Origin of the sequence: Pseudomonas sp. GL93 (assembly GCF_003408955.1) — a bacterium.
Taxonomy (GTDB): domain Bacteria; phylum Pseudomonadota; class Gammaproteobacteria; order Pseudomonadales; family Pseudomonadaceae; genus Aquipseudomonas; species Aquipseudomonas paracarnis.
Map to the genome: position 1 here is coordinate 40668 of NZ_NKRF01000076.1, position 22273 is coordinate 62940.

The window sequence follows — 22273 nt, forward strand, 5'->3', positions numbered from 1 at the left end:
TGCTCGCTCCTTGATCAAGAATCGGCGGATTATGCCAGAGCCTCCCAACAAAACTCCACGCAGACACTGCGCCCACCATCAGACCAGCGTACCGCGTTGCTCAGTTGACGCACCAGGCTCAGGCCCCGACCAGACAGACGGTCGATGTCCACGGGGCGTGCCAGCTCCTGCTCCACATCAAAACCCTGCCCGCTGTCTTCGAGGCGCAAGCTCAATTTGCCGCCCTTGTCGGTGGGCACCACCTGTACATGCACGCGCACGTAACCACTGTCCAACTGCGCGAGGCGCTCATGACGCTGGCGATAATATTGCGCAAATCCCTGGGCATCGCGCTTGAGCCGTGAGTCCAGGCCCAGCACGCCATGCTCCAGCGCATTGGAATACAACTCGGCCATCACACTGTAAAGCGCCCCGCTCTGCTCCCGCAGGCCGTGGATCTCCAACAGCAGTTGCAGCAGGTATGGCAGCGGGTTGTAGGTCCTGAGGGTCTGGGCGCGAAATTCGAAACTCACCGACCAATCCAGCGGGCACGACTGGCCGCTGTCGGCATACATCGGTTCGGCCGCCCGCAAGGGTTGGCCCGCCTGCAAGGTGATCTCGACCATGCTGACGTCATCGCGCGCCTGGCCGCGAAAGGCCGCCAGGGCCTGCTCGATGTCCTCGAACAGGCGGTCGGGCTCGCGGTTGGCGGCGAACACCTGCTGCAAGCGCTCGGCACCGAACAGTTGATCGTTGGCGTCAGCGGTGTCCAGCACACCATCTGAGAGCAAGAATACCCGGTCGCCCAGCGCCATGGGCCAGACCTCGGTACTGTCATCGAACGCCTCTGCCGCCAATACCCCCAAGGGCAGGTGCCGCGACATCAACGGCGTACGCCTGCCCGTGGCGACTTCATGCACATAGCCTTCGGGCATGCCGCCGTTCCACACTCCCCCCGCCCGCCGCTGGGCGCTCAGGCACAGCAAGGTGGCACAGCAGAACATGTCCACCGGCAGGATGCGCTTGAGCTTGGCGTTCATTTCCCGCAGGGTCTGCGTGAGGCCATAGCCCTTGGCGGTCATGCCGTAGAACACCTCAGCCAGGGGCATGGCACCGATGGCAGCCGGCAGGCCATGGCCGGTGAAATCCCCTAGCAGCACGTGCATATCGCCGGACGGTGTGTAAGCAGCCAGCAACAGGTCACCGTTGAACAGCGCATAAGGCGATTGCAGGTAGCGGATATTCGGCGCGGCGTTGATACAACCGGAATGGGCGACCTTGTCGAACACCGCCTTCGCCGCCCGCTGTTCATGCATCAGGTGCTCGTGGTGCCTGGCGATCAGGTCACGTTGTTGCATAACCGTGGCCTGCAGGCGGCGCAGGCGGTCCATGGCGTTGATCTTCGCCGCCAGGATCAAGGGGTTATAGGGTTTGGGCAGGAAGTCATCGCCACCGGCGTCCAGGCACTGGGCCAGGGCTTCGCTTTCGCGCAGCGACGTGAGGAAGATGATCGGCACCAGCGCCTCCCCCGCCAGTTGCTTGATCTGCCGCGCGGCTTCGAAGCCGTCCATCACCGGCATCAGCGCGTCCATCAACACCAGTTGCGGACGCTCGCGGGCAAACACCTCAATCGCTTCGGCGCCATTGCTGACAGTCAGCACCTGATGGCCCTGACGGCGGATGATGCTCGCCAGCAACAGGCGGTCGGCGGCACTGTCTTCGGCGATCAGGATGGTCAGCGCTTCAAGGACCGGGGCCAAGGCGCTCAACTGATGTCGAACAGCTTGTCGAAGTTGGAGATGGCGAGGATCTTGCGCACGTCGGAGTTGCTGTTCGTCACGCAGACCTCGGCGTCATCGCCGCCGGCATGATCACGTAGCAACAGCAGCATGCCGAGGGCTGAACTGTCCATGTAGGTGGCATCCTTGAGGTCGACGATATAGGTCTCCGGGACCTTGTAGAAACGCTCGTAGGCCTCCCGAAATGCCTGGTGGCTGCCGAAATCGAACCGGCCCTTGATTGCGATCGTCAACTTCTTCCCATCCAGGGATACTTCTGACTCGACTGACATGTGACTGCTTCCTTGTCATTGCACTAGACACAAGGTGTAGCAGTTGAACCGCATCTGAGCAACACAGTGGATCAACTGTGGGAGCGGGCTTGCCCGCGAAGGCGGCGTGTCAGCCACTGAAACTTTAACTGAACCACCGCTTTCGCAGGCAAGCCAGCTCCCACACTGGATTTGTGGTGCCGGTTAGAACTGTTCTGGGCGGGGAAGGCGCTGGGAGAGTTCATCGAGCAGTTTTTGCTCGCGCTTGTCTTCGATGGCTCGCGCTTCGTCGATGTAGCGCTGCACCAGTTTGCGCAGCCCCTCGACCCGGGCAAACGCCTGTTGCCAGGCCTCGCGGGCTTTGTCGAGGTTAGCCTCGTGCCAGGCCAGGCTCTGGCGTTGCTGACCAACGGCGGTTTCAAGCTGATTGAGAAAGCCCTGGTACCCCATCAGCCACTGGCCGGATACACCCTGGCTGCCGCGCTCGATCCACTGTTGCTGGTACTCGCCCCGAAAGCGCTCCAGGTCGCCCAGTTTGCTTTGGGCCAGGCGCACCTGGCCCTGGAAGTAGCCCAGGCGCTGCACGGCGGCTTTCTCGGCCTTTTCGGCCATGTCCACCACCGGAGCCAGGCGGGCGGCGCGGCTGTTGGCCATGGCTTAGCCGCCCGGCGCCGGGGCGAAGATAGACTGCAAGTGCGACTGGCTCTCGCCCATGGTGATCTTGTCGTTGAGACCCTGGCGCAGGTAGGTCACCAGTTGCGGCTGCAAGGCGATGGCCAGGTCGGTGTCGCGGTCACCACCGGCCACATAGGCGCCGACGCTGATCAGGTCGCGACTTTGCTGGTAACGCGACCACAACTGCTTGAACTGCTGGGCACGCGCCATATGCTCCGGCGTGACCACCGCCGGCATCACCCGGCTGATGGATGCTTCGATATCGATGGCCGGATAGTGCCCTTCTTCGGCCAGGCGGCGCGACAGCACGATGTGGCCGTCGAGCACACCTCGCGCCGAGTCGGCAATCGGGTCCTGTTGGTCGTCGCCTTCGGACAGCACGGTGTAGAACGCGGTGATCGAGCCACCGCCGGCTTCGGCATTACCGGCACGCTCCACCAGCTTGGGCAGCTTGGCGAACACCGATGGCGGATAACCCTTGGTCGCGGGCGGTTCACCGATGGCCAAGGCAATCTCGCGCTGGGCCTGGGCGAAACGCGTGAGCGAGTCCATCAGCAACAGGACGTTCTTGCCCTTGTCGCGAAAATATTCGGCGATGCGTGTGCAGTACATCGCCGCACGCAGACGCATCAAGGGCGCATCGTCCGCAGGCGACGCCACCACCACCGAACGCTTGAGCCCTTCTTCACCGAGGCTGTGCTCGATGAACTCCTTCACTTCGCGGCCCCGCTCGCCGATCAGCCCCACCACGATGATGTCGGCCTCGGTAAAGCGCGTCATCATGCCCAGCAACACCGACTTACCCACGCCAGTACCGGCGAACAGGCCCAGGCGCTGGCCGCGACCGACCGTCAATAAACCGTTGATGCTGCGAATACCCACATCCAGTGGCACGCTGATGGGGTTGCGCTTGAGCGGGTTGATGGTGGGGCCGTCCATCGGCACCCAGTCTTCGGCCTTCATGCCGCCCTTGCCGTCCAGCGCACGGCCGGCCCCGTCGAGTACGCGGCCCAGCATGCTCATGCCCATGGGCAGGCGGCCAGTGTCGGCCAGCGGCACCACGCGGGCGCCGGGTGCAATGCCGGCGAGGCTGCCGACCGGCATCAGGAAAATCTTGCTGCCCGAAAAGCCCATCACCTCGGCTTCGACTTGCACCGGGTGGTAGCTGTCGTCGTTGATCACCAGGCAGCGGCTGCCCATGGCGGCGCGCAGGCCCTCGGCTTCGAGGGTCAGGCCGACCATGCGCAACAGGCGCCCTTCGAGGATTGGCTGGCCGGGCAACTCGGTGGCCTCGGCGTAGCTGCCCAGGCGCTTGGCGAAGCTGGTGCGATCAAGGCGCATCGGTGGCGTCCAGGTCAACGCTCAGGTCCGGCTCGGCGGGGTGCAGGGCTTGTTCATGCAGTTGATCGAACAACTTGGCCATGATCTGGCTGATACGGGTTTCCACCGTTGCATCGATGCGGCTGTGCTCGGTTTCGACACGGCAACCACCGGGCTGCAACGAGGCGTCTTCGACGATGCGCCAGGTTTCTTCATGGCGCTCGCGCAGGGCTTTGACCTGTTCGAAATCTTGCGGGTTGATGTACAGCCGCACATTGCCGACGCCCAGGGGCAGCAGCTTGAGGGCTTCGCGCATCACGCCTTCGATCTGGCTGGAATCGAGCACCAGTTCGCGCTGGATCACCTGGCGCGCGATGTGCTGCACCAGGCCGACCATGGATTTTTCCAGCTGCGAGTCCTGTTCGGCGATAGGGTCGAACAGGTTGCCCATCAGGCGCTCCAGGCTACCCAGCTTGGTGGCCAGCGCCGCTTCGGCCTCCTGGCGAACCTTGAGGGTGGTGCTGCGAAAACCGTCTTTTTCCCCCGCCGCAAAGCCTTCGTTGTAGGCCTCCTGGCGAATGGTTTCCAACTCTTCGAGGGTCAGTGGCTGGACTTCATCCAGCGGCACTTCTTCCATTTCCGCCGGCGGTTCCTCCACCGGTTCAGGCTCGGGCTGCGGCACATGGGGGTCGAAGCTGGGCAGCGACCAGATGTCGAAGCCGCCGACATCCCGTGCGCGAATCAGATCGCTGGGCGCCTCATCTTTATTCGACATGCAAGGCGCCTTAGATCATTTCTTCGCCGCCCTTCCCGCCGAGAACGATTTCTCCGGCTTCGGCCATACGGCGGGCAATGGTGAGGATTTCTTTCTGGGCGGTTTCCACGTCGCTGACGCGCACCGGCCCCTTGGCTTCCAGGTCGTCGCGCAACAGCTCCGAGGCGCGTTTGGACATGTTCTTGAAGATCTTTTCTTTGACGTTTTCGTCCGAGCCCTTGAGCGCCAGCACCAGCACGTCCGAGGACACTTCGCGCAGCAGCGCCTGGATGCCACGGTCGTCGACATCGGCCAGGTTGTTGAACACGAACATCAGGTCTTCGATCTGGCCGGACAGGGTGTCGTCGATCTCGCGGATCGAGTCCATCAACTGGCCTTCGACCGAGCTGTCGAGGAAGTTCATGATGTCGGCTGCGCGCTTGATGCCACCCAGGGTGGTGCGCGAGGCGTTGGAATTGCCGGAGAACTGCTTCTCCAGAATAGTGTTGAGTTCTTTGAGCGCCGCCGGTTGCACAGTGTTCAACGACGACACACGCAGGATGATGTCCAGGCGCACTTTATGGTCGAAGTGACCAAGCACTTCGCCGGCCTGGTCCGGGTCCAGATAGGCCACCACGATCGCCTGGATCTGCGGGTGCTCGTAGCGGATCACGTCGGCCACTGCCCGCGGTTCCATCCACTTGAGGCTGTCCAGGCCGCTGGTGTTGCCACCCAGCAGGATGCGGTCGATCAGGCCGTTGGCCTTGTCTTCGCCCAGGGCCGAGGTGAGCATCTTGCGAATGTAGCTGTCGGAGCCGACGCCCAGGCTGGTCTGGTCGCCGACGATTTCGACGAACTCGCTCATCACCTGCTCGACTTGCTCACGGTGCACATTGCGCATCTGCGCCATGGCCACGCCCACTCGCTGGACCTCTTTAGGGCCCATGTGGCGCAGCACTTGGGCAGCGTCGGTTTCACCCAGGGACAGCAGCAGCACGGCGGCTTTGTCGACCCGGGACAGCTTGGCCACAGCGGCTCGATCATTCATCTGCGTTAATCCACTCTTTCACGACCTGGGCCACACGGCCCGGGTCTTCTGCCACCAGACTCTTGATTGCGTTCAACTGAGCGTCATAGCCTTCGCTCGGGCTTGGCAACAGGATGCTTTGCGGGCCGCCAAGGCTGACGCGGTCGTTGGCCAGTTCGCCGTCCAGGCCGCCCATGCCACCCAACTCGACGTCGCCACCGGCCAGCGCCAATTGCTTCTTGCCGCCACCGGTGATGTTGTTGAGCACCGGGCGCAGTACACCAAACACCAGCACCAGGATGAACAATACCCCCAGCACTTGCTTGACGATGTCCCAGAACCACGGCTGGGTGTAGAACGCAGGGTCAGCGATCACTTCACCGCGCTCGGCGGAGAACGGCATGTTGATCACGCTGACGCTGTCGCCACGGCTGGCGTCGAAGCCAACGGCGTCCTGCACCAGGCGGGTGAAACGTGCCAGTTCGTCAGCCGTCCACGGTGCGCGAGTGACGGCGCCGTCCGCTGGGTTGACCTTGACCTGGTCATCGACCACCACCGACACCGACAGGCGATTGATCTTGCCCTGTTGCTGCTTGGTGTGGCTGATGGATCGGTCGAGCTCGAAATTCTTGGTGGACTGGTTACGCTTGTCCGCAGGGTATGGCGCAAGCATCGGCTGGCCGGTGGCCGGGTCCATGATCTGCTGGCCGTTGGCGTCCAGCAATGGTTGGCCGGGCTGGATCGCGCCAGCGGTAGCGGCGGCGCCCCCGGTGGTTTGCGGTGCGGAGGCCGGCGCGGGTGGCTGATTGCTCAGGGCGCCCGGCACACCTTGGGGGCCATTGCTGGCGGTGCGTTGTTCGCTGGTGGACTGCTCGCTGCGCAGGGCCGGCTGGTCGGGGTTGAACTGCTCGGAGGTGGACTCGACAGCGCTGAAGTCCACATCGGCCGACACTTCAGCCTTGTAGCGGTCGTTACCCAATACCGGTTGCAGGATGTTGTGCACGCGCTGGGTGAGCATGCTTTCCATGCGGCGGCTGTAGTCGAACTGCTTGCCGGCCTGGGTCAGTGCGGAGTTTTCGGCCATGTCGGACAGCAGGTTACCCTTCTGGTCCACCACGGTGATTTGCGACTTGCTCAATTCGGGAACACTGGTGGCCACCAGGTTGACGATCGCCAGTACCTGGCCAGGCTCCAGGGAGCGGCCAGCAAACAACTCGACCAAGACCGAGGCGCTGGGCTTGCGTTCGTCACGCACGAACACCGAGCTTTTCGGAATCGCCAGGTGGACACGCGCGGCCTTCACATTATTCAGGCTGGAAATGGTGCGCGCCAGCTCACCTTCCAGGCCACGACGATAGCGGGTGGCTTCCATGAACTGGCTGGTGCCCAGGCCTTGGTCTTTGTCGAGGATCTCAAAACCGATATTGCTGTCGGACGGCGCCACGCCAGCGGCGGCCAGTTTCATCCGTGCGCGGGCTACGTCATCGGCCTTGACCAGCAACGCGCCGGAGTTGGGCTCCACGGTGTAGGCGATGTCGGCGGCGGCGAGAGTTTCCATGATCTGCTTGGAGTCCATGCCCGACAGGCTGCCGTACAGGGGGCGGTAATCGGGTTGCTGCGACCACAGCACCACGGCAAAACCAATCGCCACGCTGGCTGCCAGGCCCACCATCAGGCCCACCTGACGCAGCATGGTCATTTGCGAGAGGTTTTCCAGGAACGACAGGCCAAACAACGGCGGTTTGCCGTCGGCCTTGGCGGGGAGGTTGTCGGAGACTGCTTCAGCCATGACTTAAATCTCGTCCTTAAACCGGCATCTGCATGATGTCTTGATACGCCTGAACCAGCTTGTTACGCACTTGGGTCAAGGCTTGGAAGGACACACTGGCCTTTTGCGAGGCGACCATCACATCGGTGAGGTCCACGCCGCTTTTACCGATCTCGAAAGCCGTCGCCAACTGGCTGGACGCCTGCTGGGTATCGCTGACTTTATTGATTGCCTGACCGAGCATGTCGGCAAAATTGCTTTGGCCCAATTCCGGCGCTGGCGCGACGGATTTCGGTTGAGCCATGGCATCCATTTGCATGGCGCGCATATCCAACATCAACCGATTGAACTCAATACCCTGGCTCATGACCTTCTCTCTCCGACGACCCGCAATTTTTTGACACTACGCAGCGGTTACTAGGGGTGGTAGCAACAAGGGTGCCAGCTCTGGAGCAAGTCGTAAGAAAAGGCGACAAAGCTTGTCGAACTTGTTACCGCACGTTTTTTTTGTAGGAGCGAGCTTGCTCGCGAAGAACTCATGGACGCCGCGAGCATCCAGGAAGCACGCGTTATCGTTGACGTTTTTCGCGAGCAAGCTCGCTCTTACAAACAAACGGTATTGGCGCGCGGTCATGTGGCGAAAAGATAGGCTTCCACATCCATACCGGCGTCGCGCATCTGCGCCAGCTTGTAGCGCAAGGTGCGCGGGCTGATGCCCAGGCGCTCGGCCGCTTCTTTGCGGCGGCCACGCTCGGCGCGCAGGGTGTCGATGATCATCTGGAATTCACGGCGGCGCAGGTCATCGCCCAGGGCACCGGCCGATTCTGCCTCGGCAACCACCGGCGCTGGCGCCAGGCTGGGCAACGGCGCAGCACCATTGCCCATGGCCAGGCAAAAATCCTGGGGCTGGATCAAGCCGCCCTGCTGCAAAATCAACGCACGCTGGATGGCATTGTCCAGCTCGCGCACGTTGCCCGGCCATGGGTAACTGACCAGGCAGGCCTGGGCCTCGGGCGATAAACGCGCCTGGGCATGCTTCATTTTTTTGACGTGGTTGTTCAGCAGGCGCTCAGCCAAGGGGATGATATCCGCCGGGCGCTCACGCAATGGGCGCCAGGCCAGCGGGAACACCGACAGTCGGTAGAACAGGTCTTCACGGAAGCGCCCCGCTGCCACTTCGCCCGCCAGGTCGCGGTTGGTGGTGGCGACCACGCGGATATCCAGCTGGATCGGCTTGCGTGCGCCCACGCGCTCCACCTCACGTTCCTGCAATACCCGCAGCAACTTGGCTTGCAGGCCCAGGGGCATTTCCGAGATTTCGTCGAGCAGGATGGTGCCGCCGTCCGCCTGTTCGAACTTGCCGGCTTGGGCCGCGATGGCGCCGGTGAACGAGCCCTTTTCATGGCCAAACAAGGTGGCTTCCAGCATGTTGTCGGGGATCGCCGCGCAATTGATCGCAATGAACGGTTGCTTGGCGCGGCCCGATTGCTGGTGGATATAACGCGCCAGCACTTCTTTACCGGTGCCGGACTCGCCGGAAATCAGCACGGTGGAATCACTGCGCGCCACTCGCGCTGCCAGTTCCAGCAATTGTGCGCTGGCCGGCTCAAAGGCAATCGGGCCATCGCCGTCGGCGGCGGGCATCACGCCCAGGGCATGCCGGGCGACCAGTTCGATCAACGCCTTGGGTTCGAACGGCTTGACCAGGTAATCCGCCGCGCCCTGACGCATGGCATCCACCGCCCGCTCCACCGCGCCATGGGCGGTCATCAGCAGCACCGGCAGTTGCGGCTGGCGCACCCGCAGCAGGCCGAGCAATTGGTGGCCGTCCATGCCGGGCATGTTGACGTCGCTGACCACCAGGCTGAAGGGTTCCTGTTCGACCGCCTCCAAGGCTTCCTCGGCAGAGCCGACCGCACGGTAGTCATGGCCCGCTAACAGCAGCGTGTCAGCCAATGCTTCACGCAGGGCGCGATCGTCTTCCACCAATAAAACCTTGATAGCCATCATCCTCTTACTCCGCGCTTGCCGCGCTGGAAAACAGCGGCAAGGTCATCAATGCACAGGTGCCACGCCCCAGGCGGGAACGCAGCTGCAATTGTCCCTGATGGGCACGGGCCACTGCCTTGACCACGGTCAGGCCCAGGCCAGTGCCGTTGGTCTTGGTGGTAAAAAACGGCTCGCCCAGGCGCTGCAGCACTTGCGGGGCGATACCGCTACCGCTGTCGCTGACGCACAGGCGCAGGGTTTGCCCGCGGGTGTACAGGTGCACTTTCAGCCGCGCCCCGGGGCCACTGGCCTGGGTGGCGTTTTCGATCAGGTTGAGCAGCGCACCCACCAGGGTGTCGCGATTGCACAGCAATTCGCCCTGGTGGCTGTCGCACTGCCAACGCAGGTTGGCCTCCTGCACATGGGTCGCCGCTGCCGCTTGCAGGGACTGCATCAAGCCGGCAGGGGTAACGCGATCCGTCAGCGGCAGTTCGCCACGGGCAAACACCAGCATGTCGCGCACTTGGTGCTCCAACTCATGCAGGCGCTCCTTGAGGCGCCCGGCAAAGCGTTGGTGGGTGGCCGCCGGTAATTGCTCGTCAGTCAAATGACTGGCGTAGATCAATGCCGCCGACAACGGCGTACGAATCTGATGGGCCAAGGAAGCGACCATCCGGCCCAGGGACGACAGCCGCTCATGGCGAGCCAACTGATCTTGCAGGTGCCGGGTTTCTGTCAGGTCATTGAGCAGCACAAGCTGGCCCGGCTCGGCGTCCAGGGAACGGGTCGCGATAGACAGCCGGCGCCCATCCTTGAGGGAGACTTCGTGACCGTCGTCTTCACGGGGGGCAAAACAGCGGGTGATGACTTCACGCCACAGCTCGCCTTCCAGCGGCAGGCCGAGCAGGTCGCAGGCCGCCGGGTTGGCTTCACGCACGCGGCCCTGGTCGTCGATGACGATCACGCCACCGGGCAACAGGTCCAGCAGGTTTTGCAGACGGTTGGCCAGGCGTTCTTTCTCGGCCAGCTCTTGCATACGCTGGGCGCTGACCACCGCCAATTCGCCTTTAAGCTCGGAAACCCGGGCCTCAAGCAGACTGTAGGAGTCGGTCAGCTGGCTCGACATCTGGTTGAACTGCGAGAACGCCTGTTCCAGGCCCTGGCGGGTCGGCGGTTCTACAGGCGAAACCAGCCCCTGGATGGCAGGGGTCGAAGATAGTTGGGCGGCGTGGGGCATGATGCTCTCTCGCTTGGCTGACCGTCAGTTAAACGGAACGTTGCGAGGGCTGTAGCAATACCCGTGCCGAAAAAAAACTACCTATAAATCAGTCAGTTGAAAAACAGGCGTCAATCATCCGCCTGTTCATCACCTTCTTTGCGGCTCATACCGTACTTGCGCATCTTTTCCACCAGGGTGGTGCGACGGATACGCAGGCGCTCGGCGGCGCGGGCCACGATGCCGTGGGCATCGTCCAGGGCCTGCTGGATCAACCCTTGTTCCAGGTTGCCGAGGTAGTCCTTAAGGTCCAGGCCTTCGGGCGGCAACATCGCGGTGGCGCCGAAGTCCGGAGTATGGCCGTTGATCGCCACGCGCTCTTCCATGTCGCTGCGCAGGCTGTCCATCTGTTCGTCTTCGTCGTCGACGTAGCGGAATTTCTTCGGCAACTCGACCACGCCGATCACCCCGTACGGATGCATGATCGCCATGCGCTCCACCAGGTTGGCCAGCTCGCGGACGTTGCCCGGCCAGCCGTGGCGGCACAGGGACATGATTGCCGCGGAGTTGAAACGAATGGAGCCGCGCTTTTCGTGTTCCATGCGCGAGATCAGTTCGTTCATCAGCAACGGGATGTCTTCCACGCGCTCGCGCAGCGGGGCCATCTCGATTGGGAATACGTTGAGGCGGTAGTACAGGTCTTCGCGGAAGCTGCCGACCTCGATCATGCTTTCGAGGTTCTTGTGGGGGGCGGCAATGATGCGCACGTCCACGCTCTGGGTCTTGTTGCTGCCCACGCGCTCGAAGGTGCGCTCCTGCAATACGCGCAGCAGCTTGACCTGCATCGGCAACGGCATGTCGCCGATTTCGTCGAGGAACAGGGTGCCGCCATTGGCCAGCTCAAAGCGCCCGGCACGGCTGGTGATCGCCCCGGTAAAGGCGCCCTTCTCGTGGCCGAACAATTCGCTTTCCAGCAGCTCTGCCGGGATCGCCCCGCAGTTGACCGGCACGAAGGGCCCGTCGCGACGCTTGGAGTGATAGTGCAGGTTGCGCGCGACCACTTCCTTGCCGGTACCTGACTCGCCAAGGATCAGCACGCTGGCGTCGGTGTCGGCCACTTGCTGCATCATCTGGCGCACGTGCTGGATGGCACGGCTGGTGCCGACGAGGCTGCGAAACAGGTTGGGCTCACGGTGACGGCCGCGCTCGCGGGCCTGGTCGTACATCTCGCGATAGACCTGGGCGCGGTGCAGGGAATCGAGCAATTTGCTGTAGCTGGGCGGCATTTCCAGGTTGGACAACACACGGCGGCGCTGGTCTTCTGGCAGGTCCACGGAAGAAATATCGCCCATTAGCAACACCGGAAGGAACTCATCCCAGGTAGACAGTGTCTTTAACAGGCCCAGAACTGCGCCAGGAGCGTTTACCGTCCCGATCAATACACAAATGACTTCACGGCTCGACGACAACGAGCTGACCGCCTGCTGCCAATCGTGGCTGCCGCAGGGTAAATTTTCTTCACCGAGAAAATTTAAAATCACCGCTAAATCGCGGCGGCGGACGCTATCGTCATCGATCAGCAGAATTTTGGTTTCACGCCACATGCAATAGCAACTTCCCTAGTAAAACTTCCTGCCCCGGAATGAGGGCAATCTAGACGTCTGTAAGATTTCTTACCTTCTAGACGTCTGAAATCTGAAAACAGCACTAGTTAAGTCAAAAATGCTGGCACAGTCAAATATATGACGCGCCGTTCGGATTAACTGCGCCCGTTCAACCGAACAGATGGTAAACCTTTGACGCATTTTTCGCTTGGTTGATCTGCGACATCTCTTCGAAAATCGCCTGGCGCTCGCCGGTCGTCACCTCCAGCAACTGCCGATACACCACCAACAAACTTTCAAGCTTCTCGCGCAATGCATCCTCATCTACCGGCGCCTCGCTGAGCACCTCATCAATCACCGCCCGGCACCCCAGGTCCAACTCGCCAACGGCTTCCCAGTTGCGCTCGGCCAGCGCGCCGATCAGGGCTTCGCGGGTTTCGTCGATGCGTTGCAGTGCGTGGCTCATGATGTGTACCTCAAGGCAATCGGCCTTATTGTGGAGCGATGGCATCCCAGCCGGTCTTGACGGTGATCAGCAGACGGGCGACTTCGTCGATTATCTCGGCGTCATTCACTTGGTTGGCCTCGACCAAACGATTGCTCATATAGCCATACAAGGCGTCCAACTGGTGCACTGCTGCCGGATCTTCGGCCTTTTCTGGCTCCAGGCCGTCACGCAGGCCAGAGATAATTTCAATCGCCTTGCCCAGCATCAGCCCTTTCTGGGCAATATCCCCACGGTTCAATGCGCCCTTGGCCTGCGCCATGCGATCCAGGCCTCCTTCCATCAGCATCTGCACCAGGCGGTGCGGGCTGGCTTCGGAGACCTGGGCATGGGAACTGACCTTCTGGTATTGGCGAAGGGCTCTCATCGGGTTCATGTTGCTACCTCGTTACTGGCGACAATCGAATAGGTTTGCTTAACCAGTTTTTCGACCGTGGCGACGAAAACTTTAATCCCCAACCATACGCCAAGGCCCTGAATCAGGGCCTGAAAGCGCGCCGCCCATCAGTTCGATTTCGGATTGTTCAGCGAGTTGAGGGTGGTCAGGATGCTGGAGCTGCTGGCGTTGATCTGCGCGATCATGGTGTCCATGGCCGTGTACTTGGCGGTCAGGGATTTTTGCAAGGCGTCCATACGTCGTGTCAGGTCGGCCGTCTCTTTGGTCAAGTCGGTCAACTTGTTGTTGAGATCCGTCGCCCGGGTTGCCAGGGTACCGGTGGTGCCCACGTAGCTCTTCGTCGCCTTGTTCATGCGCGTGATCAAACCAGTGTCGCCGGTGAACAGCTTGGCAATATCGCCAGCGCCTTTGACTACCGCCTTGTCCCACGTCTTGTCATCCAGGCTCAGCAGCCCGGTTTTCTGGTCGGTGGTGATACCCATCTGGGCCAGGCTGGTCATGGTGCCCGCGCCGGAGCCGTTGACCAGTTCGGAGCGCAGACTGTTGACCAATTGACGCATCGATGCATCGCCAGTCAAAGCACCCGCGGTGGTAGTCGACGCGTCACCGGTTGCGGTGACTTTGGTCTGGGTATTGATGGCGGTCATCAGCGTGTTGTAAGCACTGACAAAAGACTGCACCGACGTCTTCAACGTGTCAGTGTTACTGGCCACGGTAATGGTCGTCGGCTTTTTCACATCAATGGTGTCCAACAGCTCCAACGTGACGCCACTGATCGCCGACGTGATTTTGTTGCTGCTGGATGACATTGCAATGCCGTCGATGGAGTACTTGGCGTTGGTCGGCGGCGTGCCTTTGTCATACCCGCTGGCCAGTTGCGAATCACCGCTGAGGGTGATGTCGGTGCCTTCGCCCATATTGGTCGAGGTCAGCACCAGTCGCGCACCATTGGAGTCGCTCAATACGTTGGCACTGATACCCTGGGACGAAAGCTGGGTATTGATTGACTCTCGCACCTGTTGCAGGGTCGCGCCACCTGGAATCACCACATCGAAGCTTTTACCCGACTGGTTGATGGTCAGCGTCTGGTCTTCGTCTGTAGTGTTGGCCTTGCCCGAGGCACCCTCAGCATTCACCGCAGTGGTAACTTTTGAAGCGGTTGCCAGGTTATCGACTTGCAACACGTACTTGCCACTGGATGCTCCGTCACCCAACGTCACCTTGGCGTTTTTCTCTTCCGAAGAACTTGCCGCCAACCCATTGAACGCGGAGGGGTTATTCAACTTGGTGATCGCCGCCTGATAGGCCTCCAACGCCGTCTTGATCGAACCAACTGCCGACAACTGGACGGTGGCAGTTTTTTGCTCGTTGGTGATCTGCTGTTGTTTAGGCGCCTGTTCAGCCCCCACCAACGCCTTGACGATAGCCTGGGTGTCGTAGCCCGAACCAGGGCCGGAAATCGTTGAACTAGCCATTTTTCATTCTCCTTGTCCTGCGGCGGCCGTTTTTTTGGCGCTTAAACGCCTAGACCGCAATCAGAAACATGTTTCGTGCCAACTCAAGCCTTGCTATCAAACAACAGGCTGCCGGCATCGCTCAGGTTCTGCGCCAATTTCAGCGCGGTCTCCGATGGAATCTGTCGAATCACTTCACCACTGTCGGTGGCGATCACCTTGACCACTACCTTGCCGGTAGAGTCATCGATGGAAAAATCCAGGTTGCGCTGTGAAGCCTGCACAAACTCACGCATATCGGTAACAGCCTTTTCCAGCGCCACGCGCTGAGGCTCTTCACTCTTGGTCGGCTCATTGCTGGCCGCAGGTTTGGCCTGGGTCACCACTGCGCCAAGGTTGGCCTGCGCCGTGGCCGCGGGGTAAGACGAGGTCAGCTTGATGCTCATGTCCATGTCACCACCTCCAAACTGAAAAAACGGAAGGGCACGTCGTTAAACGCACCCTCCCGTTATTTAACCGCTAGCGCTATTACTGAAGCAGCTTCAGTACAGCGGATGGCAGTTGGTTGGCCTGGGACAGGATCGCAGTGGAAGCCTGTTGCAGGGTTTGTTGCTTGGTCAGCTCAGCCGCTTCAGAAGCGAAGTCAGCGTCTTCTACGCGGCCTTTGGCAGCGGAGGAGTTCTGCGAAATGCTCTGCAGGTTGGCGACGGTGCTGGTGAAGCGGTTTTGTACGGCACCCAGCTGCGAACGCTGGCTGTCGATCTGCTGCATGGCATCGTCCAGAGCCTGGGTAGCCTGCTGCGAAGCAGCGGCAGTCAGGATGTTCAGGTCGGAAACGCTGGTTTCCATGGTGACGGCGGTTTTTGTGCCGGCCGCTGCAACAGCGGTCAGACCCAGTGCAGCCAGGCCAGTACCGGCGCTACCATCCTTGATGGTGATGTCTTTGTCAGCGAACAGGTTCAGGGTGCCGTCAGCGTTTTTGCTGGCTTGAACACCGGTGCTGGCGCTGTTGATCGAAGAAACGATCGCGTCAGCGGTGTCACCTTTCTTAAACTTGACTTCAACGCCGTTCACATCGATGGAGGTGTCAGCGGTCAGTTTGGCTTGGGAAGTACCAGCGGACAGACCCAATTGCGACAGCGAACCCGCAGAGGTGTTGGACAGCTTGATGTCCTGGCCACCACCGGAGGTCACTTTGACACGACCATCAACCAATGTAGCGGTTGCACCAGCACCCGCAGCAGCAGCGATGTCAGTCAGCACGTCAGCCATTGTATCAGTGGCAGTCCAGGCTACAGCAGTGCCGTTAACCGAGATACCGCCAGTCAAACCCATTGCGGTGGTGCCGGTAGGGGTGCTGTTGGTAGCTGGAGTAGCACCTGCAGTCAGACCGAGTTTGGCCAGGCCCGCTGTTGCGCCGCCGGTAGCGGAAGCGCCCAGGGTAATAGCACTTTTCGAGGTCAGAGTAACGACACCGGCAGCATCAGCGCTCGCAGTAACACCAGTGGTAGCTGTTTGAGCGTTGATAGCAGTAACGGCTGCAGTACCGGCTGCTGCACCAGCAGCGGCAACACCCAGAGTAATTTCAGTACCGTTAATGGTGAACGCGTCAGTTGCAACAGTTGCCAGTGCTGCGGCACCACCGGTTACGGTGGCTTTAGTACCGCCCAACACGGAGCCGGTCGAAGTAGCAGCCAGACCAGTCATCGCGGTGCCGTTTACAGCAGCTTCTTTGTAGTTACCCTTCAGCGCAGTCGAGCTGATGTCGGTCATACCGAACGAGATAGTCTCGTTGGCGTTGGCGCCGATCTGGAAGGCTACGTTGCTGAACGAGCCGTCCAGCAGGTTACGACCACCGAAGGTGGTGGTGCTGGCGATACGGTTCAGTTCGCCCACTTTAGCGGTGAATTCCTGTTGCAGGGAAACACGGTCAGCGTCGCTTTTATCACCGTTGGAAGCTTGCAGGGCGAGTTCACGCAGACGCTGCAGGGTGTTGGTGGATTCTTGCATCGCGCCTTCAGCGGTCTGGGCAATCGACACGCCGTTGTTGGCGTTGGCGATGGCAACGTTCAGGCCTTTGACCTGGTTGTTCAGACGGTTAGCGATCTGCATGCCGGCAGCGTCGTCTTTGGCGCTGTTGATTTTCAGGCCGGAGGACAGACGGTTCATCGACTGGCTCAGGGCGTCGGAAGCTTTGTTCAGGTTCTTCTGGACACCCAGGGAGGTGATGTTGGTGTTTACTGATAATGCCATGACGAAATCCTCGTGGTTTGGATACTGCGGCTTCCGGCCCTGGCGACCGCCGGGTGTGGCCTAGAGAACCTACGTAATAGTTATCGTCGTGGTAGCCGGTTGCTTGAGGATTTTTTTGATTTTTTTTAGTAGCCCTGTGCCAGCCCTTGTATTTCAAGGCCTTATAGAGGCGTGAAACGCCAGTAATCACGGGTTACTGGCGCCAAAACTTCGCCTTCAAGACATTCCCCCCTGTAGGAGCGAGCTTGCTCGCGAAGAACGTTAACGATGATGCGGGCATTCAGAATGTACGCGGCGCACTCAGGTTTTTCGCGAGCAAGCTCGCTCCTACAGGGGGGGGGCGCAAAAAAAACGCCGATGATCGTGGGATCATCGGCGTTTTTTTGTACAGCTGCTAAAGCATCACGGACGATAGAGAATCGCCGAGCCCCACGACAGGCCCACACCAAAGCCGCTGATGGCCACGCGCTTCCAGGTGGCATCCATCACGTGCTTTTCCAGCAACAGCGGGATGCTCGACGACACGGTGTTGCCGGTCTCGACCATGTCCTTGATGAACTTGTCCACCGGCGCTTCTTCAAAGCGGCGCGCCACGGCATCAACGATGGCCGCGCTGCCCTGGTGGATGCAGAACGCGTCGATGTCATCAGCCTTGAGGCCCGACTCATTGAGCAGCTCGTGCAAGTGCGCCGGCACCTTGAGCAAGGCGAAGTTGAACACCTGGCGGCCGTTCATGAAGAACACGCCGTCGCTGACCTTCAGGTGCGGCGCGCCGGAACCGTCGGTGCCGAACTTGGATTTGCCCAGCAACCACGGCGCATCTTCGCCCATCCAAGTGGCGGTGGCGGCATCGCCGAACAGCATGGTGGTGTTGCGGTCTTCCGGGTCGACGATCTTCGAATACGGGTCGGCGGTGATCAGCAGGCCGTTTTTCAGGCCTGCGGCTTCCATGAAGCCCTTCATCGCGTAGATGCCGTAAACGTAGCCGGAGCAGCCCAGGGAAATATCGAAGGCGGCCACGTGAGTGGGCAGGCCCAGTTTGTCTTGGACGATGGCGGCGGTGTGGGGCAAGCCCTCTTCATCGCCGTTCTGGGTGACGACGATCAGCGCGTCGATGGACTCGCGCTTCAAATCCGGGTTATTGGCAAACAATGCGTTGACTGCTTCGACGCACAGATCGGACGTCTCCTGTGCAGCTTCCTTGCGCGGCAGGAACGCCGAGCCGATCTTGCCGATGATGAACTCTTCATCCTTGGCGAACTTGGCACCCTGGGCGTAGTTATCGATCCCATCCGCCGGCACGTAACTGGCGATGCTTTTTATGCCAATCATTGTGGCTTCCCAATACTAAATAGCTGGAGAACACCCCTCGGGCTGCGCCGGAAGTGCTGACAATAAAGGGGATAACCCCATAAAAATCCCGCTGAAAGCCGCCCGATGAAGGCCCTGTGACGACTTATCCTTTTCACACGATACAGTGAAGATGCGCTTTATGACTCACAGGTCACTCAATTTTGCGGGGTTTATGCAAAACGTTTCAACAATTAAACCGCAGAAACGACAACGGCCCGCCCTATTTACAGAGCGGGCCGCTTGACGAAACGCCGTTTACATCTTGTTGAACAGGCTCAACTGCGAGATTTTCACAAAGGCCAATTGCGAGGCCTGCAACATGGTTTGCTGCAAGCTCAGGTTGATGGCGGCTTCGGCGAAGTCGACATTGCCCAGGGCATTCATGGTGGTGGTATTGGCCAGGTCCAGGCTGACGTTTTCCTTGGACTGAATGTCCAGGCCATTGAGGCGCGCACCGAGGGAGCCGCGTGCCTGGTCGATCTGACCGTAGGCATTGGTCAGGTTGCCAATGGACTTGGCCACCACGTCCTTGAGTTCCTTCTGCGCCGCCGGGTTGCCGTCGGACGGCGTTTCCAGGATTTTGCGCAGATGGCTCAGGGTGTCGAGGACGTTCTCGTTCTTGTTGCTGGTGGCACTGATCGAAAACTGGTCGCCGGCTGCCGGCGCCGGTGCGGTGGTGACATCAAAGGTCACCCCTGCCGCCGTGATGGTGGTTGCGCCGGCCGCCAGGGTGCCACTGGCGATGGATTTGCTGTCTGCGGTGTACGGCTGGGCATACAAGTCATAGGCGCCGGCGGCACCGAACTTCACAATCACGCCCGAGTTGGGAAAGGTGCTGGCGTACGCCGCCGGATCGCTCACCGTGCCGCCGCTCAATTGGGCAGTGGACGGATTGCTCGGGGTGCGCGAAACGCTGAAGGTGTCCGGCTTGACCGACAGGCTGAACTCGCGATCCTTGACGATGGCGTCCGACGGCGCGCCGGGCAGTATGTCTTTGCCCAGTGCGTCTTTGCCCAGGTTCAAGCCAATGTCGAACTTGACCCCGCGCAGATTGATACTCGAACCGCCTTCCTTGGTGGCATCGAAAGTGCCGTTGCCCGGAATCTCCGAGGTGATGTCCTTGCCGGCATTGTCCGTCACGACATATTGGGTGCTGCTGGTGAAGGTCAACTTGTACGGCTGCCCATCGGAAAAGCTGCTGTTATAGCTGCTGTTGGCCGCGATCAACCCGGCGGATACGGTGACCTTGCCATCGTCGACCGCTGGCGGCACGAGGATCGGCGCGGTTTGCGTACGGCCAGTATTCGCCGAGCTTTCAAGCATGCTCTTGGCAGTATTGCCCATGGCAACCGACAGGTTCTCTGCGATCTTCAGGCTCAACGGCGTGTCATCGCCCTGGTAGCTGTAAGTGCCGTCATTGTTGCGGGCGTAGGGCGGCGTGTCGGTCTTGCTGCCGGAGAACAAGTAATTACCGCTGGCGTCCTTGGTATTGAGCAGGCCCAGGACCTGATCTTCAATGGCGCCGATCTCGGCGGCAGTCGATTTGCGGTCAGCGTCGCTGATACCAACGTTACCCGCTTTCAGCGCCAACTCACTGGCCCGTTGAATCGCGATATTGATGTTTTCCAGCACGCCGTCCTGGGTGGTCAGCGAGTTCTTCAACGTGTCGATATTGCCGTTGAATTGCGCCAGCATATCTTTCTGCTGTTGCAGCATCAGCAACCGCGCCGCCGCTACCGGATCATCCGCGGCGGTTTGCACACGGACACCGGTGCTGGCCTGGTCCTGGGCCTTGACCACGCTGGAATAGTTGCTCTGGTACTTGGCAGAGCTGGTCTCGAAATACTGCTGTGTAGAAATACGCATCGTCCCAGCCTCCCTTAAAGAGCATTCATCAGTGTGGTGAAGGTTTCCTGCGCAGCCTTGATGATCTGCGACGACGCGGTGTAGTACTGCTGGAACTTGATCATGTCGCCCGCTTCGTCATCCAGGTTGACCCCGGACACCGAGTTGCGCGCATCTTTATTGGCGCTCAGCAATGCGCCGGTGGCGGCGCTGTCGACCCCGGCCTGACTGGCCTTGGCGCCGACAGTGGAGACCAGCTTGCTGTTGGCCCCCACCAGGCTGGTGCCGCCGTTGCCCTCGCCCATGCCAACGGTGGCCTTGGTTTGCAGGTTCAGCAGTTCCTGGGCGTTGCGGCCGTCGGACTTGCCGCCACTATTGAAGGCGAAGGTGGTGCTGTCGCCGTCTGCCGGGGAGCCGTTGACGGTGGTGTCGAACTTGAAGCTCTTGCCAGGAATGGCTGCACCGCTGGCGTCGCGCATCGGCACATCCACGGTGATCTTGTTGCCCTGCCCCGGGATGATCGAGCCGGTGCTAATCGGGTTGCCCTTGGAGTCGCTGATCGTATACGACTGCGTGCCGTCGGCGGCAGGCTTGCCGAACACCATTTTCACCGGCATCGAGTTTTCAATACCGGCGCGCAACTGGGCGGTGTCGGTGCCGCCATGGATATCCAAAGGCACCGTCAAGGCCGGCTGGGTAAAGGTGCCTGTGCCGCTGTTGGTCTTGCTGCTGGTACCTGCCAACGGGCCGGCGAACGCCAGTTTGTTCGCATCGGTGAGCGCCACACCAATACCGCTGGCGCCAGTGGCGGTCGGGCTGACCTTGAAGCTGTCGCCAAACGCCATGGTGCCCTTGCCGTCCAGCGCCAGGGTAAAGCCATCCATGGTCGGCGGCGGTGTAGCGCCCATGTCGAAGGTGCCCATGGCCTTGCCGTCCGAGCGCAGTACCGTGACCTTATTGGGGTCGGTCTTGTCGCTGAAGGTCACGGTGTAATCAAACGTGGACAACTGGCTGCTGTCCTTGATCGTCACGTTCAGGTTGCCTGCCCCAGCACTGTTGCCCGAGGCGCCCTGGCTGCGCGAAGCAATGGCGGCGGCACTGTTGATGTCTTTGAACAACGAAACGCCAAAGTCACCATTGAGGTCCAGGCCTTGGCCCAGTTGGTTATTGATGGTGTCTGCAGTTGCGATGGCGATACGGCCCAGGTCGTTGATAGCCGGCATCAAGGCGTCACTGCGATAACGCAACAGGCCGCCGATACTGCCACCACTGATGACGCCGCCCAGATCCATGGTGGTGCCGTTCATGTTCAACTCAATGGTGTACTGACTGTTATCGGTTTTGCTCGGCACCGCCGAAATCGTGTTGGAAATTCCGCCTTCCACCAGCGACTGGCCGCTGCCGGTGGTCACGCTGAACTGGCCGTTCTTCTCGGTGGCCGTGACGCCGATCAGTTCATTGAGCGAGCGTACCGCCTCGTTACGCGAGTCCAGCAGGTTGGCCGGTGCATTGCCCGACGCGCCTTGCACTTGGGAGATCTGCTTGTTAAGCGAGGCAATCGAGGCGGTCAATTGGTTGACCTGGTCACTCATGCTGCTCAGTTGGTTGTTGATCGTCTCTTTCTGCTGGGTCAACTGCGTCGAGATCGCGTTGAAACGGCTGCTCAGGGTCTGGGCGTTGGTCACCAGCAATTGGCGGGCCGACAGGTCGCTGGGGTTGGACGCGGCGGTTTGCAGGGTGGCGAAGAACGAACTGAGCACCGAGGACAGACCGGTGGTTTTGTCCGACAGCACTTTGTCGACGGCACCGACCTGGTCAAGGTACGCCTTGGCATCGTTGTTCAGGGCCGTGCTGTTCTGGTAGGCGGTGTCCAGGTATTCGTTGTACACCCGGCGCACGTCGGCCAGGGTGGTTCCGGTGCCGATGAACACACCGCCGAACGGGTTCGACGCGTTGGTATTTTGCGTGGTCTGCTGACGCGAGTACCCCGGGGTATTCACGTTGGCGATGTTATTACTCAAGACCGACAACGATCCTTGAGCGGCATTGAGCCCTGACATCCCGATACTGAGCAAACTCATGGT

At 60.5% G+C, this 22273-nt stretch carries 19 protein-coding genes; all 19 read right to left on the reverse strand.

The genetic code is table 11. The features are described 5' to 3' along the window. Positions 1-29 precede the first annotated feature (29 nt). Positions 30-1748 (reverse strand): fused response regulator/phosphatase, encoded by a 1719-nt coding sequence (locus CER19_RS14890; protein ID WP_116666963.1) that lies wholly within the window; start codon positions 1746-1748, stop codon positions 30-32. Further along, complete coding sequence (locus tag CER19_RS14895; RefSeq protein ID WP_116666964.1) at positions 1745-2050, reverse strand: STAS domain-containing protein; 306 nt, start codon at positions 2048-2050, stop codon at positions 1745-1747. The genes CER19_RS14890 and CER19_RS14895 overlap by 4 nt, the downstream gene beginning before the upstream one ends. Before the next feature lie 183 nt (positions 2051-2233). Further along, the gene (gene fliJ, locus CER19_RS14900; protein WP_003192954.1) at positions 2234-2683 is read right to left on the reverse strand and encodes a flagellar export protein FliJ; all 450 of its coding nucleotides are present in this window, start codon (positions 2681-2683) and stop codon (positions 2234-2236) included. 3 nt (positions 2684-2686) lie between these two features. Next, positions 2687-4045, reverse strand: a complete 1359-nt coding sequence (gene fliI / locus CER19_RS14905; RefSeq protein WP_003192955.1) for a flagellar protein export ATPase FliI — start codon at positions 4043-4045, stop codon at positions 2687-2689. Next, positions 4035-4799: a flagellar assembly protein FliH gene (gene fliH, locus CER19_RS14910; RefSeq protein ID WP_116666965.1), complete on the reverse strand. Its 765-nt coding sequence runs from the start codon at positions 4797-4799 to the stop codon at positions 4035-4037. The genes fliI and fliH overlap by 11 nt, the downstream gene beginning before the upstream one ends. A 10-nt stretch (positions 4800-4809) precedes the next feature. Then, positions 4810-5826, reverse strand: a complete 1017-nt coding sequence (gene fliG / locus CER19_RS14915) for a flagellar motor switch protein FliG (protein WP_003192957.1) — start codon at positions 5824-5826, stop codon at positions 4810-4812. Next, positions 5819-7594, reverse strand: a complete 1776-nt coding sequence (fliF, locus tag CER19_RS14920) for a flagellar basal-body MS-ring/collar protein FliF (protein WP_073527109.1) — start codon at positions 7592-7594, stop codon at positions 5819-5821. Before fliF ends, fliG begins: the two co-directional genes overlap by 8 nt. 16 nt (positions 7595-7610) lie before the next feature. Beyond that, the gene (gene fliE / locus CER19_RS14925) at positions 7611-7940 is read right to left on the reverse strand and encodes a flagellar hook-basal body complex protein FliE (protein WP_003192959.1); all 330 of its coding nucleotides are present in this window, start codon (positions 7938-7940) and stop codon (positions 7611-7613) included. A gap of 263 nt (positions 7941-8203) precedes the next feature. Further along, positions 8204-9580 (reverse strand): sigma-54 dependent transcriptional regulator, encoded by a 1377-nt coding sequence (locus CER19_RS14935; protein ID WP_116667128.1) that lies wholly within the window; start codon positions 9578-9580, stop codon positions 8204-8206. A 7-nt stretch (positions 9581-9587) separates the two neighbouring features. Further along, positions 9588-10799, reverse strand: a complete 1212-nt coding sequence (locus tag CER19_RS14940; protein WP_116666967.1) for a PAS domain-containing sensor histidine kinase — start codon at positions 10797-10799, stop codon at positions 9588-9590. Between the two features lie 110 nt (positions 10800-10909). After that, positions 10910-12382 carry a sigma-54 dependent transcriptional regulator gene (locus tag CER19_RS14945; protein WP_116666968.1) on the reverse strand — a complete coding sequence of 491 codons (1473 nt, stop codon included), beginning with the start codon at positions 12380-12382 and terminating at the stop codon, positions 10910-10912. A gap of 169 nt (positions 12383-12551) precedes the next feature. After that, entirely contained in the window at positions 12552-12848 is a 297-nt protein-coding gene (locus CER19_RS14950) for a hypothetical protein (RefSeq protein ID WP_003192968.1), read from the reverse strand. 25 nt (positions 12849-12873) lie between these two features. Beyond that, the gene (gene fliS / locus CER19_RS14955; protein WP_005790090.1) at positions 12874-13263 is read right to left on the reverse strand and encodes a flagellar export chaperone FliS; all 390 of its coding nucleotides are present in this window, start codon (positions 13261-13263) and stop codon (positions 12874-12876) included. 128 nt (positions 13264-13391) lie between these two features. Then, complete coding sequence (gene fliD, locus CER19_RS14960; protein ID WP_032880058.1) at positions 13392-14759, reverse strand: flagellar filament capping protein FliD; 1368 nt, start codon at positions 14757-14759, stop codon at positions 13392-13394. 83 nt (positions 14760-14842) lie between these two features. Then, positions 14843-15190, reverse strand: coding sequence for a flagellar protein FlaG (locus CER19_RS14965; protein WP_116666969.1), 348 nt, complete (start codon positions 15188-15190; stop codon positions 14843-14845). Between the two features lie 76 nt (positions 15191-15266). Next, positions 15267-16991, reverse strand: coding sequence for a flagellin (locus CER19_RS14970; RefSeq protein WP_005790094.1), 1725 nt, complete (start codon positions 16989-16991; stop codon positions 15267-15269). Positions 16992-17393: 402 nt separating this feature from the next. After that, entirely contained in the window at positions 17394-18323 is a 930-nt protein-coding gene (locus tag CER19_RS14975) for a ketoacyl-ACP synthase III (protein WP_116666970.1), read from the reverse strand. A 276-nt stretch (positions 18324-18599) separates the two neighbouring features. Beyond that, positions 18600-20210 (reverse strand): flagellar hook-associated protein 3, encoded by a 1611-nt coding sequence (locus CER19_RS14980; protein WP_116666971.1) that lies wholly within the window; start codon positions 20208-20210, stop codon positions 18600-18602. 14 nt (positions 20211-20224) lie between these two features. Continuing rightward, positions 20225-22270 (reverse strand): flagellar hook-associated protein FlgK, encoded by a 2046-nt coding sequence (gene flgK / locus CER19_RS14985; protein WP_116666972.1) that lies wholly within the window; start codon positions 22268-22270, stop codon positions 20225-20227. Positions 22271-22273 lie beyond the last annotated feature (3 nt).

What these genes read in the sequence shown, in the direction of transcription:
- CER19_RS14895 (WP_116666964.1), bottom strand. Translation starts at nt 2,050, where the DNA reads ATGTCAGTCGAGTCAGAAGTATCCCTGGATGGGAAGAAGTTGACGATC.
- fliJ (WP_003192954.1), bottom strand. Translation starts at nt 2,683, where the DNA reads ATGGCCAACAGCCGCGCCGCCCGCCTGGCTCCGGTGGTGGACATGGCC.
- fliI (WP_003192955.1), bottom strand. Translation starts at nt 4,045, where the DNA reads ATGCGCCTTGATCGCACCAGCTTCGCCAAGCGCCTGGGCAGCTACGCC.
- fliH (WP_116666965.1), bottom strand. Translation starts at nt 4,799, where the DNA reads ATGTCGAATAAAGATGAGGCGCCCAGCGATCTGATTCGCGCACGGGAT.
- fliG (WP_003192957.1), bottom strand. Translation starts at nt 5,826, where the DNA reads ATGAATGATCGAGCCGCTGTGGCCAAGCTGTCCCGGGTCGACAAAGCC.
- fliF (WP_073527109.1), bottom strand. Translation starts at nt 7,594, where the DNA reads ATGGCTGAAGCAGTCTCCGACAACCTCCCCGCCAAGGCCGACGGCAAA.
- fliE (WP_003192959.1), bottom strand. Translation starts at nt 7,940, where the DNA reads ATGAGCCAGGGTATTGAGTTCAATCGGTTGATGTTGGATATGCGCGCC.
- CER19_RS14935 (WP_116667128.1), bottom strand. Translation starts at nt 9,580, where the DNA reads ATGGCTATCAAGGTTTTATTGGTGGAAGACGATCGCGCCCTGCGTGAA.
- CER19_RS14940 (WP_116666967.1), bottom strand. Translation starts at nt 10,799, where the DNA reads ATGCCCCACGCCGCCCAACTATCTTCGACCCCTGCCATCCAGGGGCTG.
- CER19_RS14945 (WP_116666968.1), bottom strand. Translation starts at nt 12,382, where the DNA reads ATGTGGCGTGAAACCAAAATTCTGCTGATCGATGACGATAGCGTCCGC.
- CER19_RS14950 (WP_003192968.1), bottom strand. Translation starts at nt 12,848, where the DNA reads ATGAGCCACGCACTGCAACGCATCGACGAAACCCGCGAAGCCCTGATC.
- fliS (WP_005790090.1), bottom strand. Translation starts at nt 13,263, where the DNA reads ATGAACCCGATGAGAGCCCTTCGCCAATACCAGAAGGTCAGTTCCCAT.
- fliD (WP_032880058.1), bottom strand. Translation starts at nt 14,759, where the DNA reads ATGGCTAGTTCAACGATTTCCGGCCCTGGTTCGGGCTACGACACCCAG.
- CER19_RS14965 (WP_116666969.1), bottom strand. Translation starts at nt 15,190, where the DNA reads ATGGACATGAGCATCAAGCTGACCTCGTCTTACCCCGCGGCCACGGCG.
- CER19_RS14970 (WP_005790094.1), bottom strand. Translation starts at nt 16,991, where the DNA reads ATGGCATTATCAGTAAACACCAACATCACCTCCCTGGGTGTCCAGAAG.
- CER19_RS14975 (WP_116666970.1), bottom strand. Translation starts at nt 18,323, where the DNA reads ATGATTGGCATAAAAAGCATCGCCAGTTACGTGCCGGCGGATGGGATC.
- CER19_RS14980 (WP_116666971.1), bottom strand. Translation starts at nt 20,210, where the DNA reads ATGCGTATTTCTACACAGCAGTATTTCGAGACCAGCTCTGCCAAGTAC.
- flgK (WP_116666972.1), bottom strand. Translation starts at nt 22,270, where the DNA reads ATGAGTTTGCTCAGTATCGGGATGTCAGGGCTCAATGCCGCTCAAGGA.